Genomic DNA, 23853 nt, shown 5'->3' with positions numbered 1-23853 from the left:
TACGTCAACAACCACAACATTTAAAACATTTCCAACCACGTAAAAAAATGCCTTCAGGAACATTAACTATAAGTCTTGACTTCGAACTCCTTTGGGGGATATTTGACAAAATAGGCACGCGGTACAAAGCTGAATACTTTTCGAATACACGGGAGATTGTACCCTTGATGCTAGAGAAGTTTGCCGTGTCTGGTGTTCAGGTTACCTGGGCTACGGTGGGGATGCTTTTTGCGGAAGATGAAGAAGAATGGAAAGCTTATTCACCTGATTATTTGCCTTCTTATCGGGATAGAAAATATTCGGCTTATGAATGGATCAAGGTTAATGGAATCAGGCCGGAAGTTCATTTTGCTCCTGAATTGATTCAGAAAATTATTGATACACCTGGCCAGGAACTTGGCTCACATTCCTATGCGCATTATTACACGTTAATGCGGGGACAAAGCCCGGAGCAGTTTGGACAGGATCTGAAAGCAACCCAGAAAATCGCAATGGAAAAATTTGGTGTGAAGTTGGAATCTCTGGTATTCCCTAGAAATCACATCAATGAATTGTACCTGGGGATTTGTTTGGATGAAGGGTATAAATATGTCAGAGGGAATCCGACTAACTGGTTTTGGCAGGAGACCCAACACGAGAATTTGAGTAAGAAGTTTTTTAGGTCCGCGGATTGCTTCTTTCCGGTTGGAGCGAGAACGAGTTATAAATTAGATGAGATCCTAATATTTGAGAAGGAACCTGTTATCATTCCAGCTTCGAGAATTCTAAGGCCTATTATCAAAGGAAACCCTCTAATGAATTCCAGGAGATTGGGTAGAATCCTTTCAGAAATGGAATTTGCTGCGAAAAACGGAGAAGTATATCATCTCTGGTGGCATCCACATAATTTCGGAAAAGATCCCAAAGCTTCCTTATTGGAATTGGATCAGATTTTAAGTTTTTATCAAAAACTAAAGAACGAATACGGAATGCAATCGCTCCATATGAAAGGAGTAGGGGAAATGGTGGAAAAGGCAAAACAAGTGACAGTTGAATAGGGCAACAAGTAATTTATTCTGAATAAAATTGATATTGGATTTGTGTTCATCTTCGGCATATCAATTCCCGTAAAAAATTGAACCTATCCTTTCTCAGTCCTTACCCTAAACCCAACAACAACCTAGGGTTTATATGGACCCACAACAAGTAGCTTGTCACCTGTTAAATCTACTTCAAACAAATGGGGAACTCGGATATATCTGCCATTTACGGATTTATGACTATGCACACTCATTAAGGTTTTATTGTCAAAGGTGTTGAACAACATCCCATGCCCAAAATTAAGCGGAGTAATGGGCTCTTTTTCCTGGATCCAAGGCCCGTCCAAAGTTCCAGTCTCAGAATAGGCCACCCCCTGCACATAGTTGTCGTAAATCCAGCTTGTCCATAACATGCCAAGTCTTCCGCTCCCAGTATTAAATAGAAATGGGCCATCGGTAACTTTATTGGGAACATCATTCCCATTTTTATCCTTTTCCCTGCTCCAGGGCGAATCACTTGCCTTGAACAGTAATTTCCCTTCACCCACTGATCCGCTTAGATCCGGCTTCAACTCGATTTTTTCCATGGTTCCATTGAGGTTTTGTAACCATTCATAGCAATATACCATGTAGGGTTTGCCATCTCTATCAACCCAGAATGTTCCATCCAAGGTGGGCTTATCTGCTGGCAAATACATGGGGTCTTCCATGGGAAGATAGGGGCCATCCGGCTGATCACTCACTAAGACATGGCTGGCACGACGATCTATAATATTTCCGGCAACCGTATCAATTTTGACTTGGGTATTGGTGAACGTAGCGAAGTAGTAATACTTGCCTTGATAGGCATGAAGTTCGGCTGCCCAGATCATGGGTCTGGGTCCCATCCAAGATTCAGAATCTGTTTTGGCTACTCGAAAGGGGCCTTCCCAAGTTTTCAGGTCTTTACTTTTCCAAAGCATTCCTCCTGTGCCTGTCATGTAATAGGTATTAGATTTCTGATCAGCCAGAATAAATGGATCACTTAGCCTGATTGAGTCTATAGGGACATTTTTTCTGATGGTTATTTTTTGCTGAGCTTGCACTTCAAAGGAAAAAATCAGGATCAGTGCAGTAAAAGTAAGGTACTGAATTAGGTTTCGTTGAATTGAATGCATATGGAGTAATAGAGTCTTGAAATTTATTGCCGCGGAATATCTTAATCTACAAATTTTCCAAACAAGAATCCTTCTCAAGGAAGGATTTGGGTTTGTTTCCAGAATATCAACTGATGAAAAAATATCAACACTTTTTTATAAGTCCTATTCCCTAAGCTCTAATCTCTGATTCCTAATCCCTATTTACCAATTCCCTAATCAAATAATTGCCTCAGCGTTAAAAATCCCCCTAACCCCCTTTAAATCCGAATTTCTTCCAATCAAAAATCTTTCTTTAAGGGGGATTTGGATACGTTTCCAGAATATCAACTGATGAAAAAAATTTAAACACTGTATTATACTACCTAATTCCTATTCTCTAATCTCTGTTCCCTAATCTCTGTTCCCTAATCTCTGATTTCTAACCCCTAAATCCTCCCGCTAGCTATCGGGATCCCAAACATTCTTCCAATTCAAAAACCTAATTTCAGCGAACCTAGTTGTATTTGTATATTCATAATTGTGATTGGGTAATAGTGGACCTAATTCAATGGAATTTTTGACTTATCCCGGAAAATGAAACAATCCGACCTTCTTATTTTTAATTCGAAAGGTATTTACTGCCCGAAAGCGCAGGTTTATCTGGATCCCTGGAAGCCGGTGAAACAAGCGATCATCACGCATGGACATTCAGATCATGCACGCTATGGGCATAAAAATTACCTTACCCACCATTCTAATATCCCAATTCTAAAGCATAGGCTAGGAGATATCAATGTACAGGGAGTGGAATGGGATGAGCCATTTCAGATCAATGGGGTTAGGTTCAGTCTTCATCCGGCAGGGCATATCATCGGCTCTGCGCAAGTACGGGTGGAATACAAAGGACAAGTCTGGGTTTTCACAGGTGATTACAAAGATGAGGATGATGGAGTTTCCACTCCTTATTCTCCAATCAAATGTCATACGATGATCACGGAATGCACCTTTGGTTTACCTGCTTTTAAATGGAAACCACAAGAGCAGGTTTTCGATGATATTAATAAATGGTGGCAAAGCAATAAGGATGAAGGCAAGACATCTGTTATTTTTGGATATAGCTTGGGCAAAGCTCAGAGAATTTTAAAGTATTTGGATCCTTCGATCGGGGAAATATATACGCACGGAGCTATAGAAAAAATGACGGAAGTGCTTCGTCCTCAATTGAATCTTCCTAAAACTAACTTGATCACCAAGGAGACTACAGGGAAAGAAATTCAGGGAAATATGGTAGTGGCTCCTCCAAGCGCCCATGGTTCGCCCTGGATGAGAAAGTTTGTACCCTATGAAACCGGGACTTGTAGCGGTTGGATGGCCTTCAGGGGAGCAAGAGCCAGAAGAGCGACTGACAAAGGCTTTGTGATTTCTGATCATTGCGATTGGCAGGGTTTGCTAAAATGCATCAAAGCAAGCGAAGCTACCCGTGTGATTTGTACCCATGGCTATACGGATATCTTCAGTAAATACTTGCGGGAAATAGGGTATGATGCCAGTGTAGAAAACACGGATTATGAGGGTGAAAAGGATGAAGTGAGTAGTACCGAAGCGAAGGAAACAGCATGAGAAAGTTTGCAAAGCTGATCGAGGAACTGGATGCCACCACTAAAACCAATCGGAAAGTAGCTGCATTGGCTACGTATTTTAGCAAAGCATCCGAAGAAGATAAGCTTTGGACCATTGCGATTTTATCCCATAGAAGACCACCAAGACCTGTTAATACAACTTTGCTTCGTCAGTATGCCGCAGAACTTGCAGAAATACCTCTCTGGCTTTTTGAGGACAGCTACCATATCGTTGGAGATTTGGCAGAGTCCATTGCTTTGGTTATTCCCAATGATGACATGAATAGTAATAAATCATTGGCAGAAATCCTTGAAGAATTGATTCTTCTTAAAGCAAAATCTGAGACTGAAAAAAAAGCTTACGTCCAGCAGATGTGGATGCAATTGGATTATTACTCCCGCTTTGTATTTACAAAGCTTCTGACAGGCGGCTTCCGAATTGGTATCAGTCAAAAGCTGATGACAAAAGCACTTTCTCAGGTTACTGAGGTGCCAGAGGATGAACTTGCCTACCGGTTGATGGGAGATTGGACACCCGGTACAACCAGTTTTGAGGAATTGATTTTTGGAAGAAATGAGCAAGCTTATGTGTCCAAACCTTATCCCTTCTATTTGGCCTATGCGTTGGAAAATGAGTTGCCTGAACTTGGAGATATCTCAGAATGGTCCATCGAACATAAATGGGATGGTATTCGTGGTCAGGTGATTTGCCGAAAGGGCGAAATCTTTATTTGGACCAGAGGGGATGAGTTGGTGACGGATAAGTATCCGGAGATTTCAGAATTGGTAAAATTTCTGCCGAATGGGACAGTTCTGGATGGAGAGATTCTACCTTTTATTGAGGGTCAGATCGGAACTTTCAATGACTTACAAACCCGGATTGGGAGGAAGAATGTAAGTAAAAGCATTTTGAATAAAGTACCTGTGATTTTCAGAGCCTATGATCTTTTAGAGTTTAAAGGAAAGGATTTTAGAAATCTAAACTATGTGCAAAGGAGAGAAATGCTAGATCCTTTGGTAGGGGAAGTGTCAAATCCAGCTTTGCAACTTTCGGAACGAATAACCTTAAACTCGTGGGACGAAGTGACTTCAGAGCGGGAATTGGCCAGGGAAAAGAGGAGTGAAGGATTGATGATGAAGCGAAATGATTCACTTTATCGAGTGGGTAGAAAAAAAGGTGATTGGTGGAAATGGAAAACTGATCCATTAACGATTGATGCTGTTTTGACCTATGCCATGCGCGGACATGGGAGAAGAACCAATTTGTTTACGGATTATACTTTTGGTCTGTGGGAAAGCAATGAGGAGGGTAACATGGAATTAGTCACTTTTGCGAAAGCCTATTCCGGTTTGACTGATAAGGAATTTGCAGAGGTAGATGCTTTAATCAAAAAGACCACATTGGAACGTTTTGGTCCTGTGAGAAGTGTCGAGCCAACTTTGGTTTTTGAATTAGCTTTTGAAGGAATAGCTTTTTCTAATCGGCATAAGAGTGGGGTAGCAGTGCGATTCCCCCGGATTTTAAGATGGAGGAAAGATAAAAAGATTGCGGACGCCAATACCCTCGATGATCTCAAGACCTTGATTCCTAAATGATTTGGTTAGGAATAAGGATTGGTTCAAAATTAGTATGGCCCGAATGAAATTTTTTTGAATTCCCTAAACCCTCCAGATAGTTATCGGAATCCCTTAATTTCTTAACATCGAGACTGCCACGCTTCTCTCGCAGTGACGGTAAAATAGAAAATGGTCTAGGCGTTCAAAATCCCCCTAACCCCCTTTTTAATCGAATTTCTTCCTTTCAACATTTCTTCTCCAAGGGGGATTTGGATTCGTTTTAAGAATATCAAGTGAGGTGAAAATCTAAATACTTTAATCCTGTTCTCCATTCTCTAATCTCTCTTTCCTAATCCCTGATACCCAATACCTCATCCCTCCCGATAGCTATCGGGATCCCCATTCCCTAACACACTTATTATTGGCCTTGGCGTTCAAAATCCCCCTAACCCCCTTTAAATTCGAATTTCTTCCTTTCAACATTCCTTCTCCAAGGGGGATTTGGATTCGATTTAAGAATATCAAGTGAGGTGAAAATCTGAATACTTTGATCCTGTTCTCCATTCCCTAATCCCTCTTTCCTAATCCCTGATACCCAATACCTCATCCGTCCCAATAGTTATCGGGACCCCTATTCCTCAATACGCTTATTATTGACATCTACGTTCAAAATCCCCCTAACCCCCTTTAAATGTGTGTTTTTTCTAATCAACAATTCTACTCCAAGGGGGATTTGGATTCGTTTTAAGAATATCAAGTGAGGTTAAAACCTGATTACTTTGATCCTGTTCTCCATTCCCTAATCCCTATTCTCTCATCCCCAATCCCTATATGAATCCCTATTGGCTTTCAACCAGTTATTTTGGATATTACTAAACGAATACAATAACTATAAAATAACCAAATGAAGGTTTAGCATTCCCAGCGCTGGCTTTCTCAAAAAATTCTGAAAATCGAAATAGAATGAAAAAATTAGTAATAGCCTTAGTCTTCTTCCTGATTGGGATATATTCTCCAAAAGCTTTTTGTCAATCCTATGACATTGTTATTTATGGTGGAACTTCAGCTGGCGTATCAGCTGCTATTCAAGCCTCCAGAATGAATAAGTCGGTGGTTTTGATTGAGCCTTCTAATCGATTGGGTGGATTAACCACAGGTGGATTAGGACAAACTGATATTGGAAACAAACAGGCTATAGGAGGTATTGCAAGAGAATTTTACCAGCAAATCAAGCGCTATTACGAGCAACCCGAAAACTGGATTTGGCAAAATAGAGATGAATATGTGGATGGTGGACAAACGAGAACGAAAGAAGGAGAGGATGCCATGTGGACCTTTGAACCCTCAGCAGCTTTAAAAGTATACCATCAAATGCTGGAGAATGAGAAAGTGGATATAGTTTATGGAGAAAGGCTTTTGAGAAATGAAGCGGGAATTCGAAAATCAGGTGGTAAAATTCAATCCATTACCATGGAAAGCGGAAAAACCTTTGAGGGGAAAATGTTTATGGATGCTACCTACGAAGGAGATCTCATGGCACTTGCGGGAGTAAGTTATACGGTGGGAAGAGAAAGTAATGCAACTTATAAGGAATCACTGAATGGGGTGCAGGCGAATTATTACAGTGTCAGTTTGAAAAACAAACCTTCCAGCAATGCCAAAAACCATAATTTTGTTCCCGGTGTGGATCCGTATATTGAAAAAGGAAATCCATCCAGTGGCTTACTTCCCTACATAACTGAAGGAGGTCCCGGGATCGATGGTACCGGTGATGATAAAGTTCAAGCTTATTGTTTCCGAATGTGCCTTACAGATCACCCAGAGAATCGAATTCCATTTCAAAAACCTGAGGGATATCAGGAGATAAATTATGAGCTTCTTTTTAGAAATTATGAAGCCGGAGAAACCCAATTACCATGGATCAATTCATCGATGCCCAATCGTAAAACGGATACAAATAACAGATTAGGTTTTTCAACTGATTTCATTGGTCAAAACTATGATTATCCTGAAGCCAGCTATGAAGAGCGGGAAAAGATAATTGAAGCACATAGAAACTATCAACAGGGCTTAATGTGGTCGCTTGCGAACCATCCTCGAATTCCTGAGCAAATCAGGAAGGTTTATTCTCAATACGGAACTTGCAAGGATGAATTTGAAAGAGGAGATGGCTGGCAAAATCAATTATATATTCGGGAGGCAAGAAGAATGGTCAGTGGTTTTGTAATGACGCAGCGTCATTGTGAAGGGATAGAAGTGGTGGAAGATGCAGTGGGATTAGCTGCCTATGGGATGGATTCACACCATATTCAAAGGTACGTGGATCATAACGGCTTCGTTCAAAATGAAGGAAATGTAGAAGCCCATGTTGATGGCCCTTTTCCTATAAGTTATAAGTCAATTGTTCCCAAAAAGGAAGAAGCTACAAATTTGTTAGTACCAGTTTGCCTTAGTGCTTCTCATATAGCTTTTGGGTCTATTCGTATGGAGCCAGTTTTTATGGTATTAGGACAATCAGCTGCAATTGCAGCCTCTCTGTCGATCGATAACGGAGCTAATGTTCAGGATCTTTCATACGAAAGTTTGAAATCAGTATTGATTGAAAATAAACAGCGTTTGAAATGATCACGTTGAATATTAATGAAACCTGATAAGATAAAGGTCAGAATTTACCCTTTTCTCATCATGAGAAATTTAGAGGAGGGGGCAGGTTATTAATTTAATTATGAAGTTTCTCATAGAAGATGAAAACGCTTAAAAAGAACTTAAAATTAAATTTAGGCACTATTGAGGCGCTAATGAAAATTCCGAGAGCTGAATTCTCAAAAAGCACTTTTCATAAGTTGCGGGTTGAAATAAAAAAGCTAAATGCTATTTTCAATCTTATAAATTTCTGCTCAAAAGATTTTAAAAGGAAAGAGACCTTTCATCCATTTAAAGAAGTTTTTAAGAAAGCAGGAAAGGTGAGAGAACTTCAGCTTGAAAGGGCTATTCTTGATAAGTATCTTTCAAATAATTCTTTTTTAGATTACCGAAGAATCATCAATAATAAGCTACTTAAGGCACAGGACTCATTTTTTGAATTGCTGGGTAAAGAATTAGATAAAAGAATTGCAGGTAAAATTGAAGTTTTAATTCCTTTTATAGACCAAGTCAATAAGAAGAAGGCAGCTGCTTTTATTGAAAAAAAGAAAGATGAGATTGAAATTCTATTAAACAAGAATCCCTTAACTACCGATGAATTACATAAGCTTCGGAAACTTCTCAAAACTTTAAAATATTCGATAGGATGTATTTCATCTGATACTCGAACGGCAAATGAATCTGAGATCCTGAAATTTACTGATTCCTTAGGGAAATGGCATGATTATCATCAAGCCTTAATTCAATTTGAAAAGTCATATGACTTAGAAGAAATTGAACCGGTTGAAGCAGCGGAAATTAGTGCTGTGAAACTTAATATTTCCAATAAAAGAGATTTATTACTTCAGCAGATATTAAAGGATAAATCTGAGTTTAAATTTCCTCAGGAAAGCGATTCTGGCAATATATAAGTTTGTGAATTTTTTACTCCTCAAAAACCTGGTAGCTATTACAAAAATTTAAAGTCTTTTATAATTAAAGGGTATCTTAAAGAGTTAATTCGGCTAATTTTTAAATTAAATATTCTGGAAAAATGGAAGAATTTGAGGAGGATCAAGTCATTTATCGAGTAGTGATTAATCACGAAGAACAATACAGTATCTGGCCAGTAGATAGGGAATTGCCATTAGGTTGGAATGCGGAAGGAAAGGAAGGAACTAAGAGTGAATGTTTGGCACACATAGAGGAAGTTTGGACAGATATGAGGCCACTTTCTCTTAGAAAAAGGATGGAATAAATGAGGAGGAGAAAAAATAGAGAAGAAGGATAATATTGATTTTCTTTATTAAATATTCTCGTATAAGTGATTTATAGATTTGTGGAAGCAATAATAGCACTTTGGTATTTTAGGTTCCCTCTTAAGAATTTGACCTAAATGCTTCAGAATTAACATGTGGAGTTTGTTATTTAAAAAGTAAATCATGCGAAGAAACCGATGGTTTTATATCAGTATAGCAATAATTATGATCCTCGTTTGGACTCCAAGTGAAATGGAATCTTCAGGATTATATTTTGATAAGGTTGCACACTTTTTAATGTTTTTTGGACTTTCCGTTAATGCCTGTTTTAAATTTAAAAATCCAGTAAAGCTTGTTGAGGCAATGATCTGGATCATACTTTTTGCTTTGCTGACTGAGTTTATTCAAAAGTTTGTGCCCGGGAGAGATATGGATATTTACGATGGGATTGCTGATACAGTAGGAGTAATAGCCGGCTATTATTTTTATAAAGTAAATTCCAGTAAACTGGATAAATTGCTGATAAAAATTGGAGCTTAAATGAATTCTTTAAGCAGAAGGGTATTTGGATTTTTACCAGTTGCGCTTTAGTCAAATCATTTATTGGGGGATGGTTTTAAAAATTTGTATTGTTAGAAATGGATCAATATTCAGTGAGCTAGTATGAGAGGAATAATAGCAATAATGTTCTTGACCGGGACTATTCTTACTGCTTCAAAAAGCTTTGCCCAGCAGCCGAATGTCCTTTGGATTACGATAGAAGACACCTCACCTCAGTTTATAGGGAGCTATGGGAATAAAGATTCAAAAACCCCGATCATGGACGATTTAACTCAAGAAGGGGTTCAGTTTACCAATGCATTTTCTACTGGAACTGTTTGTTCTCCAAGTAGGTCAACCATCATTACAGGTGTAAAAACTTATGAGTTGGGGACAGGGAATCACAGAAGCAATTATTCTATTCCATCTGAGATTAAAGGTTTCCCTTATTATCTAAAACAGGCGGGATATTATGTGAGCAACAATAGCAAAACAGATTATAATGTTGCCAGTCAACAGGAATTTATTGCTGAGGCTTGGGATGAGAGTTCTGGGAAAGCAGGTTGGTGGAATAGGGTAGAAGGGCAGCCCTTTTTTGCCGTATTCAACTTTAATGAATCGCACCAATCCAGAACTATGACCCACCCATATGATTGGTATCTGGAAAACGTCTTATACCAATTACCTGAAGAGGAAAGGATTGGAGAAAATGATTTTGAGATGCCTCCAGTTTATCGTGATAGTCCTGAGATGAGAAAGCAAATGGCCCGTGTGTACAATAGCTTAAAACTGACCGATAATAGGATCGGAGAACTTATAGCCAAATTGAAAGAAGATGGCTTATTGGAAGAAACCATAATTTTCATTTATGCGGACCATGGAGAAGGAATGCCAAGGGGAAAAACAAATGGAATTGATTATGGCTATCGTGTACCTTTTACAATTTGGTTTCCGGAAAAGTATGCACATCTCTCACCTTGGGGAACTGGTGTTGTATCGGAAGAGCTTATCAGCTTCGAAGACTTAGCTCCAACGATGATTAGTCTGGTTGGAGAAAAAGTACCGGATTATTTAAAAGGCAGAATTCTTATTGGTGAAGAAAGAGATAATGAAGTTGATAAACTATTTCTCTCTTCAGATCGCGCTGATAATGGAATAGATATGGTTCGGACTGTCACAGACGGAAGATATGTTTATTCAAGAAACTTCATGCCATTTATGCCCGAGGGGCGGTACATCAGATATATGGAAATAGGCGATATTAAGCAGGTTATGAGAACTGATTTAGAAAATGGTGTTCTGAATCCTTTGCAAAAAAGCCTTTTTGAAGCTCGAAACCCCGAAGTCCTTTATGATTTGAAAAATGATCCTTGGGAAACAAAAAATCTGATAGATCAACCAGAGTATGCTGGTTTGGTGGAGGAAATGAGGTCATCTCTTAATTCTCATTTAGCAGAGCGTAAAGATGTTTTATTCTTACCTGAATTTGAATTGGAGAGAATATCTGACGATTCCAATCCTTATGAGTTTCGGGAAGATAAGACTCGCTATCCATTTGAAAAGATTTATCAGGTGGCTAAGTTGTCAGGGTTTAGAGGTGAGAATGTATTGAGACAGCAATTGAAGTATCTGAAAAGTAAAAATGAAATCGAACGATATTGGGCGGCTATTGGTCTGAGGTCTCAGGATTTGTCTATGCTTTTACCTTTTATAGAAGATTTTGAACAGGCAGTCAAGGATACCTACCCACCTGTATCCATTACTGCTGCTGCAATTCTCTACGATCTAAATCAAAGTCAGCAAGCAATAGAAAAGCTTAATGAGTTTGTTTTGAGTAAAAATGCACATTTCTCTTTGATGGCGATTAACTACTTGTTGTATTCAGAAAAGAAGGAACCCTTTATTGAATCCGTCAAAAAAGTGTATGAAAGTGAATCCGCGGAATATACTATTTCAGCTGCTAGTAAGGATTTCTTAGGGAGCCTCGGATTAATCCCTAATAATTTTGAATATAGATAGATTCTTGAAAAACAATCACTTCCTGATTTAAGATGAAATCCATTGTTTTGATTAGTTTTTTTTGACCAATAAAAGGTATAATTAGTAAGTCAATAAGTTTGAAAAGCTAATTTCTAAATTGCAATTCCATATATGAAAAGAAACAAAATAACCTTAGGATGGATTTTCCTACTCCTTTTAGGCAGTACTGTATTGCAAGGCTGTAAATCAAATGAAAGTGAATCGACTTCAGCAGAAGACCAAAAACCAAACATCGTTATTATTTATATGGATGACTTGGGTTATGGTGACATGAGTGCTTATGGGGCTGGAACTCTTGAAACTCCGAATTTTGATAAACTGGCCAATGGAGGTGTTCGATTTACGAATGCTTACGCTTCTTCTGCTACCTGCACTCCAAGTAGATATGCCATCTTGACTGGGACATATCCTTGGAGAAATGAGAATGCCAAGATCCTACCTGGAACAGCTCCTCTTTTAATTGATACCGCTCAAATGACACTTCCAAAAATGCTCAAGCAAGTTGGATACAATACCGGCGTTGTGGGAAAGTGGCACTTAGGTTTAGGGACTGGAGATGTAGATTGGAATAAAGAGATTTCTCCTGGCCCAAATCAAGTGGGATTTGATTATTCCTATATCATGGCAGCTACGCAAGATCGAGTTCCGACAGTTTATATACAGAATGGAAATGTGGTTGGCCTGGATCCAAATGACCCAATTCAGGTGAGTTATGAAAAGAATTTTGAGGGAGAGCCTACAGCAATCTCAAATCCTGAAATGCTGACAATGAAATGGCATCATGGTCATAACAACAGCATTGTTAATGGTATTCCAAGAATTGGTTTTATGAAAGGTGGAGAAGCTGCAAAATGGTCTGATATTGACATGGCGGATCATTTTTTGGAGAAAGCCAAAAGTTATGTAAGAGAAGAATCTCAAAAAGATTCCCCTTTCTTTTTATACTATGCCATGCAGCAGCCGCATGTACCAAGAACGCCTCATCCAAGATTTGTTGGAGCTTCTGGGATGGGGCCAAGAGGAGATGCTATTCTGGAAGCCGATTGGATGGTTGGGGAATTCTTGAAGGAACTAGAAGCTCAGGGAATTTTGGAAAATACCTTGATTATATTTTCTAGTGACAACGGACCGGTATTGAATGACGGTTATTACGATGATGCTGTGGAGAAAATTGGGGATCATACTCCAGCTGGACCTTTTCGAGGAGGTAAATACAGTTTGTTCGAAGCAGGTACAAGACTTCCTTTTATTTCCTATTGGAAAGGTAAAATTCAACCTGCTGTTTCTGATGCCATGATTACTCAAATTGATTTATTAGAATCACTTGCAGCTTTGGTAGGGAGTGATGTCGAGACAGGTGATAGCGAAAACCTTTTGGATGTTTTGATGGGAAAAAGCTCCCAGGGAAGAGAAGAGTTTGTTTTGGAAGCGACAAGTCGTACTGCCTATAGAAAAGGAGATTGGGCGATGATCCCTCCTTATAACGGTCCAGCTGTTCAAACGAGTGTAAATATTGAATTGGGTAATCTGAAAGAATATCAATTGTACAACCTCAAAGAGGATCCTTCACAGCAAAATAATCTGGCTGAATCAAATCCTGAGAAATTAGCTGAAATGATCAATGGTTTTGAATCAATAAGAGGTCAGAATTACGGACAAATTCAGGAGTTGGAATTGAAATAGTTTTGGTCTTTAAGCTTTTAATTTTGCTAGAATTAAATCTATCTTAGTTTAGCCTTTACTAATCCTTTGAAGCCTATTCGAATCATTTCATTCGAATAGGCTTTTGACTTTTATATTCCTCGGTATTCATGGATTCTCTTTGCCCGATCTTAAGATCAGTCTATTTGATAATCAATTGGATTGCTATTCCAAAATAGTGGATAGTACCTCTCAAAGCATACTTTTTAAATCCATCCGATTTTCACCCTTATGAATAGGTATTCTAAATCCATCCTTTTCCCTTAATCAAAAACTTTCAATTGAAAATTAGCTTACTAGGTGATTTGGCATTTGATTTATATCTTGTAAATGGAATATTGATTTAAGAAATTCTAAAAAATAACCATTACCCCATTTTATTAATTGTTAACGTTATTGGTTTGAAACCCCTAAAATAACCAGCCATGAAAAAAGAAGAATCTCGAAGAACTTTTATAAAAAAGACTGCAATCGCAGGAACTGCGGCGATGGTCGCGCCTACTATCATTCCTGCCTCAGCTTTTGGGGCAAATGATAGAATCAACGCAGCTGTATTAGGTATAAACGGGAGAGGGAATTCACATATTCAAGGATTTATGGCTCAAAAGGATGTGCAGGTAACTACACTTTGTGATCCGGACATGAATCTTTTAAGGGATAGACAAAAGACTTTTAAAGAGAAGTTCAACATGGATGTGGCTCTGGAGCAAGACCTGCGACGTGTCATGGACAATAAAGATATTGATGTGATTAGTCTGGCCACTCCAAACCATTGGCATGCTTTGGCTACGATTTGGGCTTGTCAGGCAGGAAAAGATGTCTATGTTGAAAAACCGGGTTCACATAATATCTGGGAAGGTAGAAAGATGGTTGAGGCCGCAAATAAATATGATAGAATCGTTCAGCATGGAGTTCAATTAAGAAGTTCCCCAGCTGTTCAAGAAGCGATACAATTGATGCGCGATGGATATATAGGAAGAGTTTATATGGCTCGGGGTTTGGTGTTTAGAATGAGAGGAGATATTGGTGACAAGGGATTTTCCCCTGTTCCCGAGGGTTTAGATTATGATTTATGGACAGGTCCTGCACCAAAGAGGCCATTTACAAGAAACTTGGTTCATTACAATTGGCATTGGCATTGGGATTATGGTAATGGTGATGTGGGCAACCAGGGAATCCACGAAACAGATCTTTGTATGTGGGGATTGGATGTTGGTTTTCCAACAGAAATAACTTCTATGGGAGGTAAATATCTTTGGAATGACAGCAAGGAGGTTCCGGAAGTTTTGACTTCTATTTACAATTATCCAGAAGAGGGTAAGATCATACAGTTTGAAGTGAGACCTTGGTATACCAATTCAGAAGGTGGTGCCACAGTGGGTAATATTTTCTATGGTGATAAAGGATATATTGTGGTAGATGGTTATGATAAATATCAATCCTTCTTAGGCCCCGACCGCACTCCTGGCAAATCCGGTGATGATGGAGGAGTCGCTGCAACTGGAATGGATAGAGGCGCAGGTGGCACAGATGGTCACTTTGCTAATTTCATTGAAGCAGTTAGAAAGCATGATAGATCTATTTTAAATGGCCCGGTTGAAACAGCTCACTTGGCTTCAGGCTTGGCTCATTTGGGAAATATCGCATATAGGCTGGGAAAAGTGCTTCATTTTGATCCACAGTCAGAGACTTTCGTAAATGATGCAGAAGCTGATAAGATGCTAACCAGAAATTATAGGCCTGGATTTGAAGTTCCTGAGATGGTATAATTAGTAAAAACATGATTCAAAGACCTGTTAGGCACCTCCTGACAGGTTTTTTTATTCGGAATTTCAATGGAAGATTTACAAAATCCTAAATAAATTCATTCTTTAAAGAAAGATTCAAAACCATAACCTTTGACTTGGTATTATGAATAATATTTTATCAAAAAGTAGCTTATTTCTTTTAGTTTGTTTGACATTTTGTACCCAAAAGGAGGTCAATGATACATCTTTAAGTGAGTCGAGACCTATTGATTTTGAACTGGTCAAATACAACAATCCTGGTGCAACTTCCTTTTTAGGGGTTGGGCTTTGGGCTTGGCCAATGCCAATGGATTTTGATGAGGATGGCGATATGGATATGTTGGTTTCATGTCCGGATAAACCTTTCAATGGGCTATACTTTTTTGAAAATACCAGTGGTGAAGAATTTCCTGATTTCGCGGCTCCTGTCAGACTAGGAGATGCAATTAAGAATGTTCAAGTTTCCCATATTGCGGAAGGAGTCAAGGTAATGATTCCCGGTGCAGAATTGCTTGACTTCAAGAATAGCCTTAGCAGCCAAGAGGAGACGCTTTATAATTCGGAAGAGCTCAAGGAAGGCTTTGAAAAGGTTCGCTTCAATCAATGGAAAATGGTGGATTATGAAGGAGATGGAGATTTAGATGTTGTTGTTGGCATAGACGATTGGGCTGATTACGGCTGGGATAATGCTTTCAATGAAGAAGGAGAATGGATCAATGGCCCCCTTCACGGGTTTGTGTTCCTTTTGGAGAATGTTGATGGACACTATGAAAATCGTGGGAGGATAAAAGCTGGAGGCAAAACATTGGACGTTTACGGAGCTCCTTCTCCTAATTTCGCAGATTTTGATGGAGATGGAGATTTGGATTTGATCTGTGGAGAGTTTCTCGATAGGATGACGTATTTCGAAAACATTGGAACCCGCCAAAAACCTAAATATACTTCTGGTGTCTTCCTGAAAAATCAAGAAGGTCTAATCAAAATGGACCTAGAAATGATAATTCCCGTTGCAGTGGACTGGGATAAGGACGGAAACATAGATTTGGTGGTAGGAGATGAAGATGGAAGGGTCGCATTGGTGAAAAACACGGGAAAGTTGAGTGATCATATTCCTGTTTTTGAAGCTCCAAAATACTTTAGACAGGAAGCTGATAATTTGAAGTTTGGTGCCTTAGCCACACCTGTAAGTGTTGATTGGGATAACGACGGGGATGAGGATCTCATTACTGGGAATTCTGCAGGCTATTTTGCTTTTATAGAAAACTTGGGTGGAGGTGCAAAGCCTGTTTGGAAGGAGCCTGAATTACTCAAATCTGGAGGAAAACCTATCCGAATTCAGGCTGGGGATAATGGGTCAATTCAAGGTCCTGCGGAAGCAAAATGGGGCTATACAACACTTTCTGTAGTGGATTGGGATGGAGATGGAAGGAAGGATATTATTTTTAATTCAATTTGGGGAAAGGTGGAATGGATCAAAAATTCTCCTTCTGGGTTGGAAGCTCCGACACCGATTAACGTAAAGAGAGGAAATGAATCCGCTACTTCTCCAGCTTGGAACTGGTGGAAATCTGCTCAGGATGAATTAGTTACCCAATGGAGAACAACTCCTTTTGGGATAGATTGGGACAGGGATGGAATTATGGATTTGGTTATGCTGGATCATGAAGGATATTTATCTTTTTTCAAAGGAATAATTGAAAATGGAGAAAAAGCTATTTTACCTGGGAAAAGGATTTTTCATGGGGAAAAAGCTTCTGTTTATACAAATAGGGATAAGGCTGAAAATGATGAAGGAGGTTTGTTGAAGTTAAATAATGCAATCGCAGGGGGAAGTGGTCGAAGAAAATTCACCATGGTAGATTGGGATCAAGATGGAGATATCGACTTATTGGTGAATAGTATCAATGCAACTCTTTTTGAAAATATAAGTCAGGAGCCTGATAAAGTGGTATTTCGCAGGAAAGGTCCTCTCTCGGAAAAGGTATTGGCTGGACATACTACCAGTCCAACATTTGTGGACTGGAACAAAGACGGAGTTTGGGAAATTCTGTTAGGGGCAGAAGATGGACATTTTTATCATTTTCAAAGGTAAATTCAATCAACAAATCTTGAAATTATATATAAAATACATGGTCAGTTTGCGCTGCAAAATGATGGTTATTGAAGAACTAAAAAAGATTGGAGTTCAACCTTTGACCGTGGAATTAGGGATGGTAGAATTACTTGAAGACATTACAGAAGTTCAAAGAAATCAATTGAAGATTGATTTATTGAAATCAGGACTTGAGCTTTTAGACGATAAAAAAAGTATTCTGATTGAGAAAATTAAGAATGTGATTATTGAAATGGTTCATTATTCTGATGAGTTGCCGAAGGTTAACTATTCTGATTATCTGAGCAAGAAATTGGGATATGATTACACCTATTTAGCCAATATATTTTCTGAAGTAAAAGGAATAACTATTCAACAGTTTATAATTCTTCACAAAATTGAGAGGGTAAAGGAATTGTTGATTTATGATGAATTAAATCTAACAGAGATAGCGCATAAAATGCACTACAGTAGCGTAGCTCACTTATCTAATCAATTTAAAAAAATCACTGGTCTTACTCCTTCATTTTACAAACAGCTAAAAGACAAGCGTAAAAAAAATCTTGAAGATTTATAAATGGAAATTTTTAGAAAATCTCAGGCTTCCAGTTGTTTGAGGATAAGTTCTTTTTAAAATATTTTTTGAATAATAAGATTCTTCTATTGCTTGAGATGATTCCTTTTTAAAGCATTTCATTCTGAATGCTGCTTTATTATCCAAACTCATACCTTCTAATAGGAGTTTATCTTTTCCTAGGTTAAACTTGAGAAAGGGATAAATCTCATCTAATAATGTGGGATATATGTAAGATATAAGGTAGAGAGTGTAACACATTCGGTTTTTATATTGGTCATATTTACGAGAAGGAGGATTCTGTCTATATGGAATCAATCACCCAAGAGCTCCAAATCACAAAACCATGTCAAAAGATAAAGTTAGTAAAGACAAGTCTGGCAAAACTGCTCCTGCAAAGAATTTAAAAGAAAAGAGAGCAGCCAAAGCAGTCAAGAAGAAGGAAAAAAGAGAAATGGATTAACCTTCAAATTAGAACTAGTCCACTATCAATCTAAATATGGAAAACTCTGAATTTTCAATCGCCTCAATTCATCGATTAGTTGATTTGGTAGACTATGTTTCAGGGGCAGTGGTTGTAAAAGCAATAATGAATAAAAAAACAGGAAGTGTAACAGTATCGGCTTTTGATATGGGGGAGGAACTCCAAACCGGGCCTTCAGCATTTGACTGCCTGATTCAAATAATTGACGGGGAAGCTGAAATTGTAATTGGAGATAATCTTCAAAACATGCTGACTGGTGAAATATTAATTATCCCAGCTCATGTGAAGAATCGTGTAAGGGCAAAAACCCGATTCAAAATGTTATCAACCATTATCAAAAGTGGCTATGAAGACATTAGTCTTTAAAAAACAGAAATCATGAATCAGGAAGAGAAAAATAAATTCGAGGTAGGGGATAAGGTATATACAAAATTGAAACCTAAAGTGGAGATGATTGTCAGGAAGTATTATGCCGGGATTTATTACTGTTATTATGCCGTCGAGCCTGATAAAAAAGAATTAGCACTATTTGAAAGAGAGCTGGTATAATTAAAATTATTTGAATGTTGACTGGTCAATCATTCACAAAAAAATGAAAAGTATGTTGATAACAAGAAGTTGGAGAGAACAAAAAGTAATGCTCAAACAACGGTACTCAATTTTGATAGATTCAGATTTCGATTTCAAAGAAGGGCAAAAAGAAGGAATGTTAGAAAAACTTTCCCTGAAGTTAAATAAGACACGGGAGGAATTGAGATTGCTTTTCGCAGAATTACAAACCTATTAATGAACCTGGTTTTAAAATGAGTTTAATCAGGGAGAAATATGAACTAGTGCAACAATGAAAAATGTAAAATTTGATAAAGTAGAAGGAGCTGAATTTTCAACAATTTTGAGAAAAAGGGTCAATGAGTATTTCAAAGAAAACAATAAAACAGTCTATGGAAATAGCAAAATGGTAATCAAAACCGTTTTTATGCTTTCCATATTCTTTATCCCACTAATTATCATTGGCACAGGTTTGATTTCCAGTCCCTTGGTTTTATTTGCATTATACATCACTAGCGGATTTGGTATGGCAGGTGTTGGCATGGGAGTAATGCATGATGCGATTCATGGGTCTTATTCCAATAGCAAAAAAATCAATAAAATAATTGGCTATTCCATGAATTTGATTGGTGCTAATGCTAATGTATGGAGGATCCAGCATAATGTACTTCACCATACCTATACCAATATTGATCATGCCGATGATGATATCAATGCACCTTTCTTTTTAAGATTTTCTCCAAATGCCAAACGGTATTGGATTCATCGGTTTCAATACATCTACATTTGGTTTTTTTATGGTCTTTCTACGATTTCATGGATTACAACAAAGGATTTCGTCAGACTTAATCGCTATAAGGGAATGGGATTCTTTAAAGGAGGCGCAGAATTCAGAAAGGAAATACTGAAAGTATTAGGTTGGAAAATCTTTTACTACTCTTATGCCTTAGTTTTGCCTTTAATCATGGTGCCACTCCCAGCTTTGATAATTGTTTTAGCATTTTTAAGTATGCACTTCGTGACAGGAATTGTAATCAGTATCGTATTTCAAACTGCCCATATCATGCAAAATGTTGATTTCCCCAAACCAGATGAAAATGGGGGGATTGACAATAACTGGACTATTCATCAAATGGCCACAACAAGCAACTATTCTCCAAAAAGTAGGTTTTTTTCTTGGCTAATTGGTGGGCTTAATTTTCAGGTTGAACACCATTTATTTCCAAATATTTCTCATATACATTACAGGAAAATATCTCAAATCGTGTCAAAGACTGCGCTTGAGTTTCAAATCCCATATTTGGTGAAAGAATCATTTTTTGAGGCTATAAGTGAACATGTCAGAATGCTACGACAATTAGGTAGGGCTTAAAAAACAAAGGAAAAGAATCTAAATGTTTCTTTTCCTTTGTCATAAGCCGATAGAAATTGAGATTTCTATTTCTCTGAATTCACTTTTTCCTTAATAGTTTCGCTATCCCAAGTATTATCATTTAGAGAGAATTTTTTCATCAATTCTCCAGACAATAGATTTTCCTGCATTTCTATTTGCTGACGTGACTTAGAAATATATTCATCTTTATTATTCTTGAAATTAACCAAGACTTTGAGTGAGTTCTCGTCGTAATCATGAAATTGTTTTGCCATTCTATGTACCGTATGAGCTCTAAAACCTAATTTTTTCAAAACATCTTCTCCCATTTTTATAGAGGTGTCTAAACTTTCTCTGTAGATATTATCAACACCCATCTCCATCAACTCATAAGCATCATATCGATTTTTCGCTCGTATCATTACTTCCAAATGGGGGAAATCTTTTTTGCAAAGCTCCACTAATTTTAAACTGTATTCAGGATTGTCCAATGCTGAAATCAAGATACTTGCTTCATTAGCACCGGCAGATTCTAGAAGTTCAGCGCGTGTGCCATCCCCGAAATATACCTTGAATCCCATTTTTCTTAGATTCTCAATTCTATCTGGATCTGAATCCAATATAGTTGCTTCGACACCACTGGCTCTTAAGAATCTTCCTAAAGTTGAGCCAAAGTGACCAAAACCTATCAAAATCACCTTGTTCTTTTCATTGATATTGTCCATTTCAATCTCTTTTCCTTTCGATGTTTTTTCCATCGCTGGATTGATGAATTTATCCAATATAAGAACCAAAATAGGAGTGATAGTCATACTTAAAGCAGTGACTGCCATCAAAGTATCGGAGACGGATTGGGTAAATATTCCCAATTGTAATGCAAAAGAATAAGTAACGAATGAGAATTCACCTACTTGCGATAGTCCAATAGCAAAAGTAAGATTTGCTGAGGTGGATAACTTTTTGATTTTTCCGAGAAACAACAAGATGATTGTTTTAAGGAAGATGATTCCAAGAGTAAGGGAAAAAATCGTGGAGGCTTCATTAAAAATTAAGGAAAAGTTGATTGTAGACCCGACTGCCATAAAGAAAAGACCAAGGAGTAAGCCCTTGAATGGCTCCAAATCTGATTCCAAGGCATGTCTGTATGGAGAATTAGCTAAAATTACTCCAGCTATAAATGTTCCAAGTGCCGGACTTAAGCCCACCAGTTCCATCAAAAATGCAATTCCCACCACAATTAACAAGGCAGATGCTGTAAACAATTCTCTTAACCTCGTTTTAGCAACTAATTTTAGTAGAGGACCAAATCCATATCTTCCAAGCAATATGACAATAGCAATAGCTCCGAAAATCGAGATTGTCTGGGCCCATCCTGGCAAGCTGTTTATCAGACCATGCATTTCATTAGATTCAGCGGATGGTAATGAATTAGATGGAATCAGAAGGGGTAGAATTGCCAAGATTGGGATGACAGCAATATCCTGCATGAGAAGTACTCCAAATGACATCTTACCAGAAAAGGAGTTCATTTGACTTTTTTCTTTCAAAGATTGAAGTACAATTGCTGTAGAAGAAAGAGCCATTGATAGTGCAATGGCCAGGGAAGTTTGCCATTGAACAAACCATAAACCAATACTAAAAACCAAGACGGAAGTAATTAAAACCTGTGAAAGTCCAATCCGGATGATTAGGTCTCGGATTTTCCATAAATTTTTCGGTTCTAATTCAAGACCTATCAAGAATAACATCATAACCACTCCAAACTCAGTAGCATGCATGATATCCTGTCCCTGGCCTTCATTGATAATGAACCCAAATAAATAGGGTCCTATCAATATTCCGGCGAAAAGATACCCAAGAACCGAACCTAGACCAAGCTTTTTTGCGATCGGCACACAAACAATTGCTGCTAGGATATATACTATTGCATTTGCTAAAAATCCATTCATAATTTTGAATTTTTGGGTCTAGTAAGGGAATCGATTTGTTCTTCATCTCTTAGTTTTAAGACAAAACCTTTGTATAGAGCTGCTTGTTTTTGAAGATCTTCATGACCCATTTTATGAGTTCCAGCTACGTGAAAAGGAGCAAGATAATTCATGAGGCAAAGCTTTGCCGTTTGTTTAAATGGTAGCAGATAATTTTCAATTGGATATTGATTTCTCCCCTCTGAAGAATAAGCCTGATCAGATCCACCAGTGGTGATGGCATTCAAAATGTATTTTCCTTTTAAATATATTCCACCTGGACCGTAGGCCCAGCCAAATTCCAAGACCAAATCAATCCATTGTTTTAAAAGAGGAGGAGAGGAATACCAATAGATTGGATGATGCCAGATAATCACCTCTGCTTGGAAGAGTGCCTCTTGTTCTTCCTGAATGGAAATATTGAAATCAGGATATAATTCATAAAGGTCTCTGATCTCAATATTTTCCAGGTTTTTAATGGAATTGATGAGCGCTTGATTAACCTCTGAATGTTCAAATTTAGGGTGGGCAAAAAGAATTAAAACTTTACGCATTCCTTTAAAGATTATCCTTTAAAACTGATTTTTTTATGAGTACCATCACAAAATGGTTTGTTTTGACTGGAGCCGCATCTACAAAAGGCTGAGACTTTGCTTTCAGTTTTTGTTTCCCCATTTGGGAGCTTTATTTTCAAATTCCCATAGACCATCAAAGGACCATTTGGGGTTACTTCAACTATTTGCTCGTTGAGAATAGTCGCTGACTTCTTTTCTTTTTTTTCTTTAAAATAATATCCTAATGCCCCACTGGGACAAGAATCTATTTGCTTAACAATTTTTTCGGTCGTTGAACCTTCCGCATCTATCCATGGTCGTTTTTCAAAATCAAAAACACTAGAAAGACCTGTAATACACTTTTTTGAGTGGATACATTTATGAGGTTCCCATGTTATTGTTACTTCTCCATTGGTATATTCTTTCTTTACAGTATCAGACATAATTGGCTAGTATTTATTTTGAACAAGATAAGCAAGATTGGTTTGACCGACCGAATGAGTTTAAAAGATTATTCAACTAACTGATAATTATATGCTTATTTCAAGGGTAAGGGAAAATGAAAACTTAAATTTGTCATTAGAAAAATTAAATTCTATTCAAATAGAAAGAATAGTTTTTGAGATGATGATTGAAATAGATAAGTATTAAAATGTTCTTGATTTTAATTTAAAAACAAGAATATTTAATTTTCTAATACAAGAAAAAGTCTTTTGCCCTAATAAATAAATTGTTTATCAGTCGAAATTCTATTTTTTTAAGAATTATTGTATTAGATTTAGATACTTCAAAAGAAAAAATTCTATTGTCTTTCAAAATTCCGGTTTTTCCTGAAAGACAATAATCTAATTAAGTTTGTTTTTTTCAGTTTTTGAATATTGTTTGAGTAGATCTTTTTGCTTAAAAATTATTTTGTTTTGATGTCCGGAATTTTCATAAACATTTTAATAGCATAGAAAGAATACCCATTCTTTAATTAACCTTTTAACTATTAAAAAA

Annotated in this window: 20 protein-coding genes; 16 read left to right on the top strand and 4 right to left on the bottom strand. The window is 37.6% G+C overall.

Going from position 1 to position 23853, the window contains the following annotated elements; genetic code table 11:
• A partial coding sequence (locus AAGF08_RS19795) for a polysaccharide deacetylase family protein (RefSeq protein ID WP_343513159.1) occupies window positions 1-1037 on the top strand: 1037 nt, incomplete at its 5' end.
• A 122-nt stretch (window positions 1038-1159) separates the two neighbouring features.
• On the opposite strand, the gene AAGF08_RS19790 is transcribed toward AAGF08_RS19795, so the two are convergent.
• Window positions 1160-2176 (bottom strand): glycoside hydrolase family 43 protein, encoded by a 1017-nt coding sequence (locus AAGF08_RS19790; protein WP_343513158.1) that lies wholly within the window; start codon window positions 2174-2176, stop codon window positions 1160-1162.
• A gap of 555 nt (window positions 2177-2731) precedes the next feature.
• On the opposite strand from AAGF08_RS19790, the gene AAGF08_RS19785 reads away from it, so the two are divergent.
• The 15 genes from AAGF08_RS19785 to AAGF08_RS19715 all read left to right on the top strand — a co-directional run bounded on the left by AAGF08_RS19785 (window position 2732) and on the right by AAGF08_RS19715 (window position 20333).
• A complete protein-coding gene (locus AAGF08_RS19785) occupies window positions 2732-3757 on the top strand; it encodes a ligase-associated DNA damage response exonuclease (protein ID WP_343513157.1) in 1026 nt (341 codons plus the stop codon).
• Entirely contained in the window at window positions 3754-5352 is a 1599-nt protein-coding gene (locus AAGF08_RS19780) for an ATP-dependent DNA ligase (protein WP_343513156.1), read from the top strand. The genes AAGF08_RS19785 and AAGF08_RS19780 overlap by 4 nt, the downstream gene beginning before the upstream one ends.
• Before the next feature lie 924 nt (window positions 5353-6276).
• On the top strand, window positions 6277-7938 hold the full coding sequence (locus AAGF08_RS19775; RefSeq protein WP_343513155.1) for an FAD-dependent oxidoreductase: 1662 nt from the start codon (window positions 6277-6279) through the stop codon (window positions 7936-7938).
• Window positions 7939-8057: 119 nt separating this feature from the next.
• Window positions 8058-8867, top strand: coding sequence for a CHAD domain-containing protein (locus tag AAGF08_RS19770; RefSeq protein WP_343513154.1), 810 nt, complete (start codon window positions 8058-8060; stop codon window positions 8865-8867).
• Window positions 8868-8989: 122 nt separating this feature from the next.
• Window positions 8990-9193: an MbtH family protein gene (locus AAGF08_RS19765; protein WP_343513152.1), complete on the top strand. Its 204-nt coding sequence runs from the start codon at window positions 8990-8992 to the stop codon at window positions 9191-9193.
• Window positions 9194-9377: 184 nt separating this feature from the next.
• Window positions 9378-9734, top strand: a complete 357-nt coding sequence (locus AAGF08_RS19760; RefSeq protein WP_343513151.1) for a VanZ family protein — start codon at window positions 9378-9380, stop codon at window positions 9732-9734.
• Window positions 9735-9857: 123 nt separating this feature from the next.
• A complete protein-coding gene (locus AAGF08_RS19755) occupies window positions 9858-11753 on the top strand; it encodes a sulfatase (protein WP_343513149.1) in 1896 nt (631 codons plus the stop codon).
• 132 nt (window positions 11754-11885) lie between these two features.
• On the top strand, window positions 11886-13457 hold the full coding sequence (locus tag AAGF08_RS19750; protein WP_343513148.1) for an arylsulfatase: 1572 nt from the start codon (window positions 11886-11888) through the stop codon (window positions 13455-13457).
• A gap of 443 nt (window positions 13458-13900) precedes the next feature.
• Window positions 13901-15244, top strand: coding sequence for a Gfo/Idh/MocA family oxidoreductase (locus tag AAGF08_RS19745; RefSeq protein ID WP_343513147.1), 1344 nt, complete (start codon window positions 13901-13903; stop codon window positions 15242-15244).
• Window positions 15245-15386: 142 nt separating this feature from the next.
• Window positions 15387-17354 carry a VCBS repeat-containing protein gene (locus AAGF08_RS19740; RefSeq protein ID WP_343513146.1) on the top strand — a complete coding sequence of 656 codons (1968 nt, stop codon included), beginning with the start codon at window positions 15387-15389 and terminating at the stop codon, window positions 17352-17354.
• A 16-nt stretch (window positions 17355-17370) separates the two neighbouring features.
• Window positions 17371-17931 (top strand): helix-turn-helix domain-containing protein, encoded by a 561-nt coding sequence (locus tag AAGF08_RS19735; protein ID WP_343513145.1) that lies wholly within the window; start codon window positions 17371-17373, stop codon window positions 17929-17931.
• Window positions 17932-18427: 496 nt separating this feature from the next.
• Entirely contained in the window at window positions 18428-18778 is a 351-nt protein-coding gene (locus AAGF08_RS19730) for a cupin domain-containing protein (RefSeq protein WP_343513144.1), read from the top strand.
• A gap of 12 nt (window positions 18779-18790) precedes the next feature.
• On the top strand, window positions 18791-18961 hold the full coding sequence (locus tag AAGF08_RS19725; RefSeq protein WP_343513143.1) for a hypothetical protein: 171 nt from the start codon (window positions 18791-18793) through the stop codon (window positions 18959-18961).
• A gap of 43 nt (window positions 18962-19004) precedes the next feature.
• On the top strand, window positions 19005-19199 hold the full coding sequence (locus tag AAGF08_RS19720; RefSeq protein WP_343513142.1) for a hypothetical protein: 195 nt from the start codon (window positions 19005-19007) through the stop codon (window positions 19197-19199).
• 54 nt (window positions 19200-19253) lie between these two features.
• Window positions 19254-20333, top strand: coding sequence for an acyl-CoA desaturase (locus AAGF08_RS19715; RefSeq protein ID WP_343513141.1), 1080 nt, complete (start codon window positions 19254-19256; stop codon window positions 20331-20333).
• Between the two features lie 65 nt (window positions 20334-20398).
• Here AAGF08_RS19715 and AAGF08_RS19710 read toward each other — a convergent pair whose 3' ends face one another.
• Genes AAGF08_RS19710 through AAGF08_RS19700 form a run of 3 tightly spaced genes read right to left on the bottom strand, consistent with a single transcriptional unit; the run spans window position 20399 to window position 23297 of the window.
• On the bottom strand, window positions 20399-22282 hold the full coding sequence (locus AAGF08_RS19710; RefSeq protein WP_343513139.1) for a cation:proton antiporter: 1884 nt from the start codon (window positions 22280-22282) through the stop codon (window positions 20399-20401).
• Window positions 22279-22854 carry an NAD(P)H-dependent oxidoreductase gene (locus tag AAGF08_RS19705; protein WP_343513138.1) on the bottom strand — a complete coding sequence of 192 codons (576 nt, stop codon included), beginning with the start codon at window positions 22852-22854 and terminating at the stop codon, window positions 22279-22281. Before AAGF08_RS19705 ends, AAGF08_RS19710 begins: the two co-directional genes overlap by 4 nt.
• Window positions 22855-22865: 11 nt before the next feature.
• On the bottom strand, window positions 22866-23297 hold the full coding sequence (locus AAGF08_RS19700) for a (4Fe-4S)-binding protein (RefSeq protein WP_343513137.1): 432 nt from the start codon (window positions 23295-23297) through the stop codon (window positions 22866-22868).
• Between the last annotated feature and the right edge of the window lie 556 nt (window positions 23298-23853).

This window comes from Algoriphagus sp. SE2 (genome assembly GCF_039563885.1).
GTDB lineage: Bacteria > Bacteroidota > Bacteroidia > Cytophagales > Cyclobacteriaceae > Algoriphagus.
This window is presented reverse-complemented; position numbering and strand designations above follow the sequence as displayed.